General features: G+C 65.0%; 16 protein-coding genes and 1 pseudogene. 9 read left to right on the forward strand and 8 right to left on the reverse strand.

Annotated features, from left to right (window positions below; translation table 11 throughout):
* Positions 1-506: 506 nt before the first annotated feature.
* From M2319_RS15305 to tesB, 3 genes are all read right to left on the reverse strand, one after another.
* Positions 507-1,874 (reverse strand): ammonium transporter, encoded by a 1,368-nt coding sequence (locus M2319_RS15305; protein WP_264602332.1) that lies wholly within the window; start codon positions 1,872-1,874, stop codon positions 507-509.
* Positions 1,875-1,903: 29 nt separating this feature from the next.
* Positions 1,904-2,242, reverse strand: a complete 339-nt coding sequence (locus M2319_RS15310) for a P-II family nitrogen regulator (RefSeq protein ID WP_111433269.1) — start codon at positions 2,240-2,242, stop codon at positions 1,904-1,906.
* A 332-nt stretch (positions 2,243-2,574) separates the two neighbouring features.
* The gene (tesB, locus tag M2319_RS15315) at positions 2,575-3,450 is read right to left on the reverse strand and encodes an acyl-CoA thioesterase II (protein WP_406682169.1); all 876 of its coding nucleotides are present in this window, start codon (positions 3,448-3,450) and stop codon (positions 2,575-2,577) included.
* An 81-nt stretch (positions 3,451-3,531) separates the two neighbouring features.
* On the opposite strand from tesB, the gene M2319_RS15320 reads away from it, so the two are divergent.
* On the forward strand, positions 3,532-4,788 hold the full coding sequence (locus tag M2319_RS15320) for a ubiquinone biosynthesis hydroxylase (protein ID WP_264602334.1): 1,257 nt from the start codon (positions 3,532-3,534) through the stop codon (positions 4,786-4,788).
* 280 nt (positions 4,789-5,068) lie between these two features.
* Entirely contained in the window at positions 5,069-5,731 is a 663-nt protein-coding gene (locus tag M2319_RS15325) for a hypothetical protein (RefSeq protein ID WP_264602335.1), read from the forward strand.
* Positions 5,732-5,884: 153 nt separating this feature from the next.
* On the opposite strand, the gene M2319_RS15330 is transcribed toward M2319_RS15325, so the two are convergent.
* A complete protein-coding gene (locus tag M2319_RS15330; protein ID WP_264602336.1) occupies positions 5,885-6,463 on the reverse strand; it encodes a TetR/AcrR family transcriptional regulator in 579 nt (192 codons plus the stop codon).
* A gap of 128 nt (positions 6,464-6,591) precedes the next feature.
* Here M2319_RS15330 and M2319_RS15335 point away from each other — a divergent pair, with 128 nt between their 5' ends.
* Positions 6,592-7,419: an SDR family oxidoreductase gene (locus M2319_RS15335; RefSeq protein ID WP_264602337.1), complete on the forward strand. Its 828-nt coding sequence runs from the start codon at positions 6,592-6,594 to the stop codon at positions 7,417-7,419.
* An 8-nt stretch (positions 7,420-7,427) separates the two neighbouring features.
* Here M2319_RS15335 and M2319_RS15340 read toward each other — a convergent pair whose 3' ends face one another.
* From M2319_RS15340 to M2319_RS15350, 3 genes are all read right to left on the reverse strand, one after another.
* Positions 7,428-7,808, reverse strand: coding sequence for a hypothetical protein (locus tag M2319_RS15340; protein ID WP_264602338.1), 381 nt, complete (start codon positions 7,806-7,808; stop codon positions 7,428-7,430).
* Positions 7,809-7,927: 119 nt separating this feature from the next.
* On the reverse strand, positions 7,928-8,515 hold the full coding sequence (locus tag M2319_RS15345) for a hypothetical protein (RefSeq protein ID WP_264602339.1): 588 nt from the start codon (positions 8,513-8,515) through the stop codon (positions 7,928-7,930).
* 12 nt (positions 8,516-8,527) lie between these two features.
* Positions 8,528-9,142, reverse strand: a complete 615-nt coding sequence (locus M2319_RS15350; protein ID WP_264602340.1) for a papain-like cysteine protease family protein — start codon at positions 9,140-9,142, stop codon at positions 8,528-8,530.
* 242 nt (positions 9,143-9,384) lie between these two features.
* Between M2319_RS15350 and M2319_RS15355 the strand changes: the two genes are divergently transcribed.
* The 6 genes from M2319_RS15355 (at position 9,385) to M2319_RS15380 (ending at position 13,874) form a co-directional block, all read left to right on the forward strand.
* The gene (locus M2319_RS15355; RefSeq protein WP_264602341.1) at positions 9,385-9,576 is read left to right on the forward strand and encodes a twin transmembrane helix small protein; all 192 of its coding nucleotides are present in this window, start codon (positions 9,385-9,387) and stop codon (positions 9,574-9,576) included.
* Between the two features lie 111 nt (positions 9,577-9,687).
* Positions 9,688-10,383: a rhomboid family intramembrane serine protease gene (locus M2319_RS15360; RefSeq protein ID WP_264602342.1), complete on the forward strand. Its 696-nt coding sequence runs from the start codon at positions 9,688-9,690 to the stop codon at positions 10,381-10,383.
* Between the two features lie 282 nt (positions 10,384-10,665).
* A complete protein-coding gene (locus M2319_RS15365) occupies positions 10,666-11,418 on the forward strand; it encodes an electron transfer flavoprotein subunit beta/FixA family protein (protein ID WP_264602343.1) in 753 nt (250 codons plus the stop codon).
* Positions 11,419-11,450: 32 nt separating this feature from the next.
* A complete protein-coding gene (locus M2319_RS15370) occupies positions 11,451-12,395 on the forward strand; it encodes an electron transfer flavoprotein subunit alpha/FixB family protein (RefSeq protein WP_264602344.1) in 945 nt (314 codons plus the stop codon).
* 191 nt (positions 12,396-12,586) lie between these two features.
* Positions 12,587-13,468, forward strand: a complete 882-nt coding sequence (locus M2319_RS15375) for a 3-hydroxybutyryl-CoA dehydrogenase (RefSeq protein ID WP_264602345.1) — start codon at positions 12,587-12,589, stop codon at positions 13,466-13,468.
* 211 nt (positions 13,469-13,679) lie between these two features.
* Positions 13,680-13,874, forward strand: a complete 195-nt coding sequence (locus M2319_RS15380; protein ID WP_264602346.1) for a putative motility protein — start codon at positions 13,680-13,682, stop codon at positions 13,872-13,874.
* Positions 13,875-14,326: 452 nt separating this feature from the next.
* Here the strand turns inward: M2319_RS15380 and M2319_RS15385 are convergent.
* Positions 14,327-14,952: pseudogene (locus tag M2319_RS15385) on the reverse strand (integrase core domain-containing protein); the annotation flags it as partial.

Genomic DNA, 14,952 nt, shown 5'->3' on the forward strand with positions numbered 1-14,952 from the left:
GTTATGAAGCCCACCGACAGAGCGGTCACGGCTTGGGAGAGATGAACGCTGACCGCAAGGGAACCCGGGCGGTCTCCGGGACGGCGCCACCGGCAATCACGGTGGTCACAAAAGCAAACTGCCGGATTCTTCGGCAAACGCGCCGGGAATCCTGATACCTCGCATTTCTACTCACAAGTTCCGTGCCAACCGCGTCGGGCGCGCTGAAACCCCTGGAAATGCGGGGAAACTCGGAACTGCTCGCATTCTACGTTGACTGCTGGAACCGGCCCGGCGGCGGGTTTGTGCCGTCTGGGCGGGCAAATGCCTGTTTTTCGACCTCGGTTCCGAGGCAGTTCCAGCGGCCCGATTTGCGGGGCGCAGCGGGCCGTGCCGGGCGCCGGCGTCGACGGTGTGCCGTTCAGATAATTGCGCCGCAACGAGGGCCTCATGCCAACGCACAAAAAAAGCGCCGGGGGAAAAATCCCCCGGCGCCTGATGTCGTGGTGTCGGTTTCGGGCGGGGCGTCAGACGCGCTGGCTGCCCGTGCCGAATTCCGGATAGGCTTCGACGCCGATCTCCGCCTTGTCGAGGCCGGCATATTCTTCCTCGGCCGAGACGCGGATGCCGATGACCATCTTCAGGATGACCCAGGCGACGAGCGAGACGACGAAGGCGAACACGCCGTAGGCGACGATGCCGATGGCCTGGACGGCGAAGCTGGCGTCGCCATTGGTGATCGGAACCGCGATGGTGCCCCAGATACCGGCCAGAAGGTGGACCGGAATGGCGCCGACCACGTCGTCGATCTTCAGCTTGTCGAGCAGCGGCACGGCGAAGACGACGATGACGGCACCGACGCCACCGATGATGATCGCCATCAGCGGGCTCGGCGTCAGCGGTTCGGCGGTGATCGAGACGAGGCCGGCCAGGGCGCCGTTGAGGGCCATGGTGATGTCGACCTTGCCGTAGAGGATCTGGGTCAGGATGATCGCGACGACGACACCGCCGGCCGCGGCCAGGTTGGTGTTGGCGAAGATGCGCGACACGTCGGCGGCGTCCGAGGCGGTGCCGAGGGCGAGCTGCGAGCCGCCGTTAAAGCCGAACCAGCCGAGCCACAGGATGAAGGTGCCGAGCGTGGCGAGCGGCATGGACGAACCCGGAAGAGCGTTCACTTCGCCGTTCGTGCCGTACTTGCCCGAACGCGCGCCGAGGATGAGCGCACCGGCGAGAGCGGCCCAGCCGCCGACGGAGTGCACGAGGGTCGAACCGGCGAAGTCCTGGAAGCCCATCTGGTCGAGCCAGCCCGCGCCCCACTTCCACGAACCGGCGAGCGGATAGATGATGCCGGTCAGAAGGACGGTGAAGATCAGGAACGGCCACAGCTTGATGCGCTCGGCAAGGGTGCCGGAGACGATCGAGGCGGTGGTGGCGCAGAACACCATCTGGAAGAACCAGTCGGACGGCACCGAATAGCCGCCGTCGGCTGTCGAGCCCGCGCCGGCCGCTGGCCAGGAATAGGGCATCGGGGTGCCGAACCAGCCGCCATTGGCGGCAACGTCGGTGTACATCAGCGCATAGCCGACGACCCAGTACATGATGCCGGCGATCGCATAGAGCGCGATGTTCTTCAGCAACTGCATCGAGACGTTCTTGGAGCGGACGAGACCGGCTTCCAGCATCGCGAAGCCGGCCGCCATCCACATCACCAGGAAGCCCATGGAGAGGAACAGGAAGGTGTTGAAGATGTATTGGGCCTCGGCGGAAAGCGTGCCGGAGCCGGCGGGCGCGGCCGCCGGCGCGGTCGTTGCCGCGTCCTGGGCCAGCGCCGGGTCGGCAAATGCCGCCAGCGCCGTAAGCGCAGTCACAGTGGAGAAGATGGAAAGGGGTTTCATGGTTGTCTCCTGGATATGATACGCGACGCTTACAGCGCGGCTGCGTCCGCTTCGCCCGTCCGGATGCGGACGGCCTTGACGAGATCAACGACAAAGATCTTGCCGTCACCGATCTGCCCGGTCTTGGCAGCGCCGACGATCGCGTCGACCGCCGCATCGGCGCGGTCGGCCGGCACGGCGACTTCGATCTTCAGTTTCGGAAGGAAGTTCACCGCGTATTCCGCGCCACGGTAGATCTCCGTGTGGCCCTTCTGACGCCCGTAGCCCTTGACCTCGGTGACGGTGAGCCCCTCGATGCCGATGCTCGTCAGTGCGTTGCGCACCTCCTCGAGCTTGAACGGCTTGATGATGGCCATAACGATTTTCATGTGCGGCTCTCCCGCTCGCTTTGCCCGCCGTCGACTCTCACGACGGACTTCGTTGCCTTGAGACCGGCCCCAAGGACCGGACTCCGTTTACTGGGGACGACCGGAAGGGTTTGTTGCCTCCAAGACCGGTCGCGACCGCGCGGCTACTTTCAAGCCGTGTGCCAAAGGGGAAAAACCGCCAAGAATCAACGGTCTGTTAAGAATTGGCGCAATTTTGCGCGTATCCAGCGCGTATCCGCTGCCCAAAAATCATGCAAAAATGGAAAAATGCACAAGGAAGATGCGAATTCGCGCGCCAATGCCCAAATCCGAATCGCTCACCATGTCGGGTGTCAGCCGGCGATCCGCAAGAGGCCTTCCTGGACGACGCTGGCGACGAGCGTGCCGTCGCGCGTGAACACCAGCCCGCGCCCGAGCCCGCGCCCGGCCGACGTGTTCGGCCCGTCCTGGGCGTAGAGCAGCCAGTCGTCGGCCCGGAACGGCCGGTGGAACCAGATCGCGTGGTCGAGGCTCGCCGGCTGCAGGTCCTTGTCGAAGACGGATCGGCCGTGGGCGAACAGGGCGGTGTCGAGGAGCGTCATGTCCGAGGCATAGCCGAGCGCGCAGTCGTGGATGTCCTGGTCGTCCGGCAGGGGGCCGGTGGCGCGGATCCAGACATGCTGGACCGGCGGGAACTTCTCACGGCTGTGGTAGTGGGCGAGGTTGACCGGCCTGAGCTCCAGCGGCCGCTCCCGCTCCCAGTAACGGCGCACATTTTCCGGCCCGTTTTCCAGAAAATAGTCGCGCATCTCCGCCTCGCCCGGCAGGTCCTCCGGCATCGGCACCTCGGGCATGGCGACGTGGTGGTCGAGCCCGTCCTCGCGGACCTGGAACGAGGCGGCCATGGAAAAGATCGCCCGTCCGTGCTGGATGGCGACCACGCGCCTCGTTGTGAACGAGCGGCCGTCGCGGATGCGGTCGACCTCGTAGACGATCGGCACGCTCGGATCGCCGGGCCTCAGGAAATAGCCGTGCATGGAATGCACCGGCCGGCCGACGACGGTGCGCGCGGCGGCGACCAGCGCCTGGCCGACGACCTGGCCCCCGAAAACGCGCTGCCAGCCGACCTGCGGGCTCATGCCACGGAACAGGTTGTGTTCGATGCGCTCAAGATCGAGTATCGACAGAAGCGTTTCGACGGCGGTCGACATGGCGGCGGTCCGGATTATGTTTCGATGCGGGCGGAGCGAGACTAGCCGTGTTCGACCGCGCAAAGTCAAGCCGCCACGCCGGCCACGGGAGAGGTGACAATGCCGACAGCAGGAACGAAGCCAGCGAACGGCGCAGGGACCAGGGATCTCGACGTTTTCATTGCCGGCGGCGGCTATGTCGGCCTGTCGCTCGCGCTCGCCCTGAAGAAGGCCGCGCCCGGCCTTGCGGTTGCCGTTGCCGATGCCCGCCCGCCCGAAGCCTTCGAGAAGGACGAGCGCGCCTCCGCCTTCGCCGCAGCCGCCTGCCGCCTGTTCGGCACCCTCGGCGTCTGGCGCGAGATCCGGGGCGAGGCGCAGCCGATCACCGACATGATCGTCACCGACAGCCGCCTGCGCGACATGGTCCGGCCGGTCTACCTCACCTTCGAGGGCGACCTGGAGCCGGGCGAGCCCTTCGCCCACATGCTGCACAACCGGGTTCTGGTGAAGGCCCTCTTGGGCGCCGCCGCAAAGGCCGGCGTGGAACTCCTGGCACCGGCCCCGGTCGATGATTTTTCGACCGGCGACGAGCAGGTCACCATCCGCCTCAAGGACGGCAGCGAGCGCCGGGCCCGGCTGCTGGTCGCCGCCGACGGGGTGCGCTCGCGGCTGCGCGATCTGGCCAACATCCGCACCGTGAAATGGGACTACGGCCAGTCCGGCATCGTCACCACCGTCGCCCACGAACGCCCCCACCACGGCCGCGCGGAAGAGCACTTCCTGCCGTCCGGGCCGTTCGCCATCCTGCCGCTGAAGGGCGACCGCTCTTCCCTCGTCTGGACGGAAAAGCGCGGCGAGGCGGAGCGGCTCGTGGCCGGCGACGACTTCACCTTCGAGCTGGAACTGGAACGCCGTTTCGGCCGCCACCTCGGCAAGCTGCGCCTCGACGGGCCGCGCCAGGCCTATCCGCTCGGCCTGACGCTTGCCCGCAGCTTCATCGCGCCGCGCATGGCGCTGGCCGGCGATGCCGCCCACGGCATCCACCCGATTTCCGGCCAGGGCCTCAATCTCGGGTTTCGCGACATTGCCGCGCTTGCCGAGATCGTCGTGGAAACCCACCGGCTCGGCCTCGATGTCGGCTCGATGGAAGTGCTGGAGCGCTACCAGAGCTGGCGCCGCTTCGACACCTGGCAGATGGGCGTCGTCACCGACGTGCTCAACCGGCTGTTTTCCAACGATAACGACCTTGTCCGCGCGATCCGCGATGTCGGCCTCGGCGTCGTCGACCGGCTGCCGGGCCTGAAGAAGATGTTCATCGGCGAGGCGGCCGGCATGGCCGGCGACGTGCCCCGGCTGCTGCGCGGCGAGGCGCTCTGAGGCGTCCGATCCACCTGGCCCGGTTTGGGTCCGGCCCTTGGATCCGGCCCTTGCAACTGGCTTTGCGCTGAACCGGGACGCCCGGTGTTCACCGTGCGGCCGGGCTGCCTGCGCGGCGGCGGCAAATCCACAAATAAGCGATAGCACCGGTATTTATTAACCCGGCTTCCGGGTAATAATACGAAGCATATCAATCCGAATATTACGATGTGTCGAAATGATTTATTTAGAGTTTCCCCGTAGTTTTGGTTAATCGTAATAACATGCAGAGAGAAAAAGGATGGGACGCCAGCTGCCGGGTCCGCATCACTGCGTGACCCTGGGGATCTCAGAAGCATTGAATGTCTTCAAGTTCCTGAAGGAGGAGAGTGAAAGCGACGCCAATATCGGCAAGATCGATCTCGATGCGTTAATGCAGAAATATCTCGTGAAGATGTCCCGGGAGATGGGGCGATATTACGAGTCGAACGCCCGCTGTTATGCCTCGATCGAAACCGACTATCCGATCTTCAATCCGCGGAAACTGGCCCACAGCCTGCTGACGGAGCATTTGCGCCAGCCGATCCTGTCGAGCTTCAAGCTGCAGACCCAGGACGCCTCCAAAAGCTGGATCACCTTCTTCGTGCACGGCCTGATGAATTTCGCCACCCACGAGATCGGCACCGACCTGCCGGCGGCGGTGGCCAAGCGCTACAACACCCTCGCCTTCACCAACTCCCAGAACATAACGATCGAGACCTGCCTGCATGACGAGGGCATTTCCACGATCCTCGCCGCCTTCGTGAAGAAGTTCCGCCCGGTGCTGATCAACGAGGAGATCCTCGACCGGCTGACCAAATTCCTCAACAAGGAAATGGACGAACGGTTCGAAAGCCGCGGCCCGAGCCGGCTTCACGTCAACAACAAGGAAGTGACGATCTTCTTCACCAAGGCGATCGGCTGAGGCCGGAGCGGCCGACGCCCGGGGCTCGCCAGAGCGGTTCACGCGATTACGGAGTCGCCCCAAACGCTCTAACTTTTTGTTTTGGCGCGTATTCTTATCCGAAAACCGGTTCCCACTGTTCGCTGACGCGGACCTTCGGTTCGGGAATACGCCCTAGGGCGCCGGGCAGCCGAGGTCGTCGGCCATGTCCCGGAAGGCGCGGTGGAGCCGGTTCGCATCGCGCGTTCCCTGCGCGGTGACGATCGCGCCCTGCCACTCCGTCACGGTGCGCTCGGCCCGCCGCAGCGCCACGTCGGAAGCAACGCCGGTGTCGACGAGCGTTTCCTGCAGGCGTCGCTCCAGCATCTCGAAGGCTTCGCCGGCGCGCCGCGCCGTATCCAGGTCGAATGCCGAAAAGTCCCGGATTGCCGCCGCGATCTGGCAGCCGTGCTTGTCGTAGTCCTCGCTGCCGCGCGCCATCACGCCGAGGATCGCCGACAGCCGCGCGGTGGCCGGCGCACCGGTCTCCTCGATCTCGTCGAGCTTGCGCTCCACATCCTCCACGAACATGTCGGCAACGGCGCGGGCAAGCGCCGCCTTGCTCTTGAAATAATAGTAGACATTGCCGAGCGGAACGTCCGCTTCGGTGGCGATGTCGGCAAGGCTGGCGCCCGCATATCCTTTCGTCCAAAACAGCTTGGCGGCTGCCTCGACCAGGCGGTTGCGTTTGTCGGCGGCGGATTTTCGGGCCATATCCAGTTTATCCAAGGCTCGTCGATTAAGTCAGGCTTCCAACGCCGGGGGGGTGCCATTGTTCCCTTTGCCGCCAAAATGCCAAATTGTGGGTGGCAACGCCGCAACGCCGGGGATACGGTCCGGCCATGACCAGACGAACCATCCTGATCACCGGCTGTTCCTCGGGAATCGGTGCCGCGGCGGCGCGGATCCTTCATAGCGAAGGCTGGCGGGTTTTCGCCACTGCGCGCAAGGACGCGGACCTCGCCCGGCTGAAGGACGAGGGCCTCGAGGCATTCTATCTCGACTACACGCGGCCGGATTCCATCGAGGCCCTTGCCGAAGAGGTGCTCGCGCGCTCAGACGGCCGGCTGGATGCGCTCTTCAACAACGGCGCCTACGGCCAGCCCGGCGCGGTGGAGGACGTGCCGGTGGCGGCGCTCAGGGCGCAGATGGAGGCGAATTTCTTCGGCTGGCACGACCTCACGCGCCGCATCATCCCGGCCATGCGGGCAGCGGGAAGCGGGCGGATCATCCAGTGTTCGTCGGTGCTGGGGCTGGTGGGAATGCGCTATCGCGGCGCCTATGTGGCCTCAAAGTTCGCCCTTGAGGGCCTCACCGACGTCATGCGCCAGGAGCTGAGGGGCTCCGGCATCCATGTGGTGTCGATCGAGCCGGGGCCGATCGCAACGAAGTTCACCGAGCACTCAAAGCGCGCCTTCGTCGCCAATATCGATCTGGAGAACTCCGCCCACAGCGACTATTACGCGTTTCGGCTGAAGCAGTTCGACGAGGGCGGTGACACGCGCTTCGAGCTGCCGCCGGAGGCGGTCGTCGCCAAGCTGAAGAAGGCACTGGAAAGCCCCAGCCCGAAGCCGCACTACTACGTCACCTTCCCGACCCACCTGATGGCGTTCCTGCGCCGCATCCTGCCGACGCGGCTGTTCGATGCCTTCCTGGTGCGGGTCGTCTGAGCCCCGGCTCAGCCGGAGGCCTGCCAGGCGATGATCGAGGCGTAGAGATCGTTGTAGTCGTCGTCGTTGGAGTCTTCCAGGAGCAGGTTGTAGCCCTGGCCGATAATGGCTCCCGTGTCGGAGGGAACGCTGTAGGGCTGCAGCACCGTCTTGATCGTGTCGGAGCTGGCGATGCTGATCTGGAGCTGCATGTTGCTGCCGGCCACCTGCTGGTAGCCGCTCGACAGCGGCGGCATGAAGGACTGGGACGCCCTGCACTGGTTGTCCACATAGGTCTTGGTGTCGTCCTTCAGCGTCACGCAGATGTTGAAGGCGGCCTGGGTGTTGATGTTCCAGGCCATGTACCAGTTTTTCGGGATGCTCTGCAGCAGGATCGTCTTTGACGCCATATCGTGTCCCTTTCGTTTGCCTGCACAGTTGCGTGAGAGCGCATTCCCGCAGGGCGCAAGCCGGTCGCCGCTCACACGGACATTCCGTTCGGACAGGAATACGCTTTAAAACAAAGGCCTTAGCCGCCCGACGGTCCGGGCATCGCGTCCTGGGCCTCCAGAACCTCGGCGGCCCGCCTGGCGAGGACCTCAAGGACTTCCTTCTCGCCGTGCGGCTCGCCGTTTTTCAGGTCCGTCATGTTGGGTCCGATGGGAATGAAGATGTCGTCGTCGCCGTGCAGCCAGAGCGCGGTGAAATGGAGTCCCGGCACCTCCAGCAGGCGGGCCTCGTAGTCGCCCCTGTCCACCTCGCCGAGCTCGGCCGCCCGCATCAGGCCGTTGGCCGTCGCGCCGGCCGCCGGCCCCTCGTGGAAGGCGACCACCCGGGCCTCGCTGCCCTCGGCGGCAAGCTCGGCCTCGGCGCGCATCGCGCCCTCGTCGCCGACGAGGTGGCGCCAGTTGCCCGGACGGCTTTCGGAGAGCGGCCGGCCCTTTGCCAGCGCCCTCAGATCCGGATGCCAGACCCGGATCGGATGGCTGACGACGGAGCCGCCGGCCGTAAAACGCCTTTCAAGGCTGGTCGCCATCGACGCGCCCCGTTCGGCGAGATAGAGCTCGACCGCGGCGCTCGCATTCCTGGGGCTGTCCTGTGCAAATCGGATGGGCATCTCGGGTCCCGCTCAGCTGCTAAAGGTCGGTTTGGTATAGTAGGTGTGGGTCCACGTCCCGCCGCCATGATACTGCGCCGGAAAATCCGCAAGCGGCATCGACGTCGTGCCGTAGATGGAATCCTCAAGATAGATCGTGACGTTTGACGGATTGCTCACCGGAAAGGAATAACCGGTGATTGACAGGAAGTGGGCGCCGCCGCCGGTCCAGGCGACCCGGACGCAGACCGGATAGCCGGTGTTGATCTGGCTTTCGATCGTCGCCGCGCTCGCCGTGCTTCCGGTCATGCTGGCGAACGACTTGGTATAGGTCAGAGACCTGTCGAGATACCCGTAGACATTGCAGGGCGACGGCACCGGATTGTTGCAGCAATCACTGTAGCCGAGGCAGCCATTGGCGGTGTCGCACTGGGTCCAGCTTCCGGTCTGGAAGAACAGGCCGACCGATGTGCCGACGGCCGACCAGCACCAGTTCGTCTGTTGCTGGTGCTGCATGTTGAGCGGCAGAACCCGGCTGATCACGGTGTACCAGTACTTCGCCACCAGGCTGATCCTGGCGGGAATATCTATGGCCAACCGGCCGAATTTTTTCGTGAAATCGGCCGCCATCACCGAGCTGCGTGCCATCGTGCAACCTCGCGTTATTGGTGCGGATGATCGTGGCCTCACTTTGTGCGATATATGGCCGTTTTGCAACTATAAAATGTATCTGTTTTCTGCAATTTCTCCACGCGCCCAACCGGGTACCGGGCCGGTCGCCCCCCGGACCTCCGAGCGAAGCAGCGCGTGCGGCGCGCCCGCTTTTTGCGAAGCGATTGCGACAACGCTGTCAGCGGCCTATCCTTCCGCAAAACTCCGGCGGAGAGAGAATGGACTCCTTCTTCTACAATCTGGTGCCGTTTGCGATCGCCGCGGTCGCGCTTGTGCTCGTCCTCGGCCTCTTCAACATGATGCGCGGCGGCAGTGCCAACACCTCGCAGAAACTGATGCGCGCCCGCGTCATCTTCCAGGCCGTCGCGCTCGTCATCGTCATGGCGGCGATCTATTTCATGCAGAAATAGCCGGCCGCGGCATCGATGTCGGCGCGCATGCCCCGTGCCGGCGCCTTATGCCCCGGGAGCGTCTGCCGAAAAGACCGACGGCCCGTGCCGCCCAGCCAGGATGCGCTGCCCATGTTCATACCGCTCTATGACGACAACCCGCTGCGCTCCATCGGCCGGCAATATGTGACGCTGGCGCTGATCGCCTTCACCACCCTCGTCTTCGTCGTCTTCCAGAGCGGCATCGTCCTCCACGCCGACCGCGCCGCGGCCCTCTCCTTCGGGCTGATTCCCGCCGTCGTCACCGACTACCGGGTGCTGCCGCCGGGCTATGAGCAGATCCCGGAATGGGCGACCTTCGTCACCTACGCCTTCCTGCACGGCGACTGGCTGCACCTTGCCGGCAACATGCTGTTCGTCTGGGTGTTCGGCGACAATGTGGAGGACGCCCTCGGCCACGTCCGCTACCTCGCCTTCTATCTCATCTGCGCCGCCGCGGCGGCCGGCGTTCATGTGCTGCTGCTGCCGCAGTCGGAATCGCCGCTGATCGGCGCCTCCGGCGCCGCCTCGGGCATCGTTGCGGCCTATCTCATGCTGCACCCGAAGGTGCGCCTGTGGGTGCTCGTCTTCTACAAGATCCCGATCCCGATCACCGCCGCCTGGGCGCTCGGCGCCTGGATCGGCATGCAACTGTTGAACGCTTTTGCCGGGGGCGACGATCCGGTCGCCTGGTGGGCCCATGTCGGCGGGCTCCTTGCCGGCGCCGTCCTCATCGTCGTCATGCGCCGGCCGGGCGTGCGCCTGTTCGACCGCAACCTTGCCCGCTGACCGCCCGAAAAGAAGCCTTTCGGGCGATCTTTCAGCGGCAAATCGGGCGTGTGTGGCCGCCCGGATGCGACCCATTGCGCGAATCAGTGTGCACTGCGGCAAAGGCCGGAGCGCGAGCGTTGACACCCCGATTGGCCATCAGTACGGTCGCCACCGCCTTTTCGTTGAAACCGGGGCGAAAGCTCGCAAGCGGGCGTCGCATCGCGGTTTCGCGACAGTGTTGAGAGTTTTGCATGGAATGCCGCCGGCAAAGACGTCCGGCGCCAAGGGAGGTTCGAGGAAATGAAGGTTCTCGTACCGGTCAAGCGCGTGATCGACTACAACGTCAAGGTCCGCGTGAAGCCTGACGGATCCGGCGTCGATCTGGCCAACGTCAAGATGTCGATGAACCCCTTCGACGAGATTTCCGTCGAGGAGGCGATCCGCCTGAAGGAAGCCGGCAAGGCCGAAGAGATCGTGCTGGTCTCGATCGGCCCGAAGCAGTCCCAGGAAACCATCCGCACCGGCCTTGCCATGGGCGCCGACCGCGGCATCCTGGTGGAGACCGACGCCCCCGTCGAGCCGCTCGCCGTCGCCAAGATCCTCAAAGCCGTCGTTGAGGCTGAGGAGCCCGGCCTCGTCATCCTCGGCAAGCAGGCGATCGACGACGACAGCAACCAGACCGGCCAGATGCTCTCAGCCCTGCTCGGCTGGTCCCAGGGCACCTTCGCCTCCAAGCTGGAGCTGAAGGACGACGGCACGGCCGACGTCACCCGCGAGATCGACGGCGGCCTGCAGACCATCAATCTGAAGATGCCGCTGGTGCTGACCACGGATCTGCGCCTCAACGAGCCGCGCTACGCCTCGCTGCCGAACATCATGAAGGCCAAGAAGAAGCCGATCGACATGAAGACGGTGGACGACTACGGCGTCGACATCGCCCCGCGCCTTGAGGTGCTCGGCACCGTCGAGCCGCCGGCCCGTGAGGCCGGCGTCAAGGTCGAGAGCGTCGCCGAACTGGTCGACAAGCTGAAGAACGAAGCCGGCGTCATCTGACGATCGAGGAACGTAACGGGAGAGACAGGGCAATGACCACGCTGCTCGTCGCCGAACACGACAATGCCAGCCTCAGCGACCAGACCGCCAAGGCACTGACCGCGGCCGCCGATCTCGGCGGCGACGTCCACATCCTCATCGCCGGCAAGGACGCCCGGCCCGCCGCCGAGGCCGCCGCCAAGCTTTCCGGCGTCGCCAAGGTGCTGCTCGCCGACGGCGATGTCCTCTTCAACGGCCTTGCCGAGCCGACTGCGGCGCTGATCCTCGGCCTTGCCGAGGGATACGACGCCATCGTCGCCCCGGCCACCACCGCCGGCAAGAACGTGCTGCCGCGGGTCGCAGCATTGCTCGACGTCATGCAGGTCTCCGACATCACCAAGGTGGTTGCGCCGGACACCTTCGAGCGGCCGATCTATGCCGGCAACGCCATCCAGACCGTGAAGGCGCTCGACGCCAAGAAGGTGATCACCGTGCGCACGGCCTCGTTCCAGGCCGCCGGTGAGGGCGGCTCCGCGCCGATCGAGGAGATCGCCGCGCCGGCCGATCCGGGCCTTTCCGGCTTCGTTGGCAACCGCCTGTCGGAATCGGAGCGTCCGGAGCTGACGTCGGCCAAGATCATCGTCTCCGGTGGCCGCGGCGTCGGCTCCGACGAGAATTTCGAGAAGGTGATCACGCCGCTCGCCGACAAGCTGGGCGCCGCCGTCGGTGCCAGCCGCGCCGCGGTCGATGCCGGCTTTGCGCCGAACGACTGGCAGGTCGGCCAGACCGGCAAGGTCGTTGCGCCGGAACTCTACATCGCCTGCGGCATCTCCGGTGCGATCCAGCATCTCGCCGGCATGAAGGATTCCAAGGTCATCGTCGCCATCAACAAGGATGAGGACGCGCCGATCTTCCAGGTCGCCGATTACGGGCTGGTCGCCGACCTGTTCGACGTGATCCCGGAGCTGGAAGCCGAACTCGACAAGGCCAAGGGCTGACGGTTCACGAACCGGTCATGTCGGCCGCGATAAAGGGATGGACAGGGCCGCGGAAATTGCGTCGAATTGTCATGCCGGCGCGGCGGCCCGGACATTGCCGTTTCATGGAACGGCGTCAACAATACCGCCGATAGCCCCGCCGCCGAGACCGGCGCGAGGGTTTTGGATCACCGAAGGGACCGAAGAGAGCAATGGACGTAAACATTAGGAAGGTCGGGGTCGTCGGTGCCGGCCAGATGGGCAACGGAATTGCTCATGTCAGCGCTCTCGCAGGCTATGACGTACTGCTCAGCGACGTGTCGATGGACCGCTGCCAGGCCGCCCTTGCCACCATCAACGGCAACATGACCCGCCAGGTCGCCAAGGGCAACATCACCGAGGAACAGCGCAAGGCGGCGCTCGACCGGATCAAGCCGACGGAAAAGCTGGAAGACCTCGCCGACGTCGACATCGCCATTGAATCGGCGGTCGAGAACGAGACGGTCAAGCGCAGCATCTTCGCCAAGCTCTGCCCGCACCTGAAGCCGGAGGCGATCCTCGGCACCAACACCTCCTCGATCTCCATCACGCGGCTGGCGGCTTCCACCGACCGGCCGGAGCGCTTCATCGGCGTTCATTTCATGAACCCGGTGCCGGTGATGGAACTGGTCGAACTGGTGCGCGGCATCGCCACCGAGGACGAGACCTTCGACCACTGCCGCAAATATGTGGAAAGCGTCGGCAAGACAGTGGCCGTTGCCGAGGATTTCCCGGCCTTCATGGTCAACCGCATCCTGCTGCCGATGATCAACGAGGCGATCTACACGCTCTATGAGGGCGTCGGCTCGGTGGAGGCGATCGACACGGCCATGCGCCTCGGCGCCAACCATCCGATGGGCCCGTTGCAGCTTGCCGACTTCATCGGCCTCGACACCTGCCTCTCGATCATGCAGGTGCTCTATGAGGGCCTCGCCGATTCCAAGTACCGGCCGTGCCCGCTGCTGGTGAAATATGTCGAGGCCGGCTGGCTCGGCCGCAAGACCCAGCGCGGCTTCTACGACTACCGCGGCGAGGAGCCGGTGCCGACCCGCTGAGGCGCGTTCCGCCAGGGGCAGAAACCGGCCGGCTTCGCCTCGCCGTCGGATAAAGCCATTTGAATTCATAGACATGGAATGCGGTGGATACGCGCGATCGCGATCCGTTAACCCTTCTGGCCGGTCGTTCCGGATGCCGTTGTGGCTGGCCCGTTTGGCAACCTTTCGTTAAGGCGCCCGGCCGAGACTGGGGCTCGAAAGGACCGAACCGATGAGCATTGCAGCCTCCTACGCCGCCACCACCCAGGCCCAGACCCAGATCGCCATGCAGACCGCCATGGTGAAACAGGCCCATGAGGCGGAGCAGTCGATCGCGAACGTCCTGGAGCAGGCGGTGGAAGCGGGCCAGCAGATCGCCTCCGCCCCGCCGCCCGGCATGGGCGCCAAGGTCGACGTCAGCGCCTGAGGCTCGCGCGCCGGGTGTCGTTCCGCCCGGCTGAGCGCCACGCATCTAGGCGCTGCCACACCGTCATCAAAAAGCAGATTCAGCATCTCGCGCAAGTGCAGCACTGGATTGCTTCGCTGCGCTCGCAATGACGGATTCCTGAGCAGTTTCAATGTCATTGCGAGGGTTCGAAGGACGGGGAGCGGCGCGTGACGCGAGCCTGAGCAAGGCCGACGCGGCAATCCATGCGGCATCGGTGACACGCCCGGCCTATCCTTGGTCCCGCTATCCTCACCCAGTCCTCGGCCGTCACCCCGGCTGAAGCGACGCAGAGGGCCGGGGACCAATGCCCGTCGCCATGCGGGATGTCCGATGTTGCGTGGAATGGGCATTTGCCCGGATCGATGACGGGGCAAGAATCGCGGGTGGGCTACCGTGTCGACAGGGGCAATGGATCCCGGACTAAATGTATGTCCCGGAGAGATGATTGACAGGTGTTCGGGGACATGGCTGACAGTCATTGATGATCGTTTTGGGTATGGTTGAGGTCAATGGTTGCGATATGCGTTGCGCCGAAGCAGACGCGATAGCGACCATCGCGATCTGTCGGCCTGAGGGCGACGGGTTCGCCGCGGAAGGCCTTGGGCAGCTTCCACAGCCGGCCGTTGAAGCTGACGCAACATCCTGATGTGGAGACCCGCCGTACGATCTCGCCGGGCTCGTAATGCGGCTCCTGGAGGCGGTCGGGGAGGCGGCGCGGCGAGGGGCGGTAGCGGCTGGCCGGGGTTGCCAGCCCCAGCGCCTGGTGCGGGCGGACGGCATTGTAGAGCGGTCGCCAGCTGTCGAAGGCGGCTTGCGCCTGGGCGCAGTCGCGCAGCGCTGTGAGCGCCAGAACCTCGGCTTTCAGCGTGCGGTGGAAGCGCTCGTTCTTGCCGCGTCCCTGCGGATGGTAGGGGCGGGCGTGGATCACCCGCACGCCGAGCTTCAAAAGCCACACGCCGAGCGGCGTCCAATGGCCCGGCGTGCCGCCACCCCAGGGCGAGCCGTTGTCGACGTAGAGCCCCGCAGGCAGGCCGAAGAGACGGAACGTGCGCTCCAG

The sequence above is a fragment of the Rhodobium gokarnense genome (assembly GCF_025961475.1).
GTDB classification, from domain to species: domain Bacteria; phylum Pseudomonadota; class Alphaproteobacteria; order Rhizobiales; family Rhodobiaceae; genus Rhodobium; species Rhodobium gokarnense.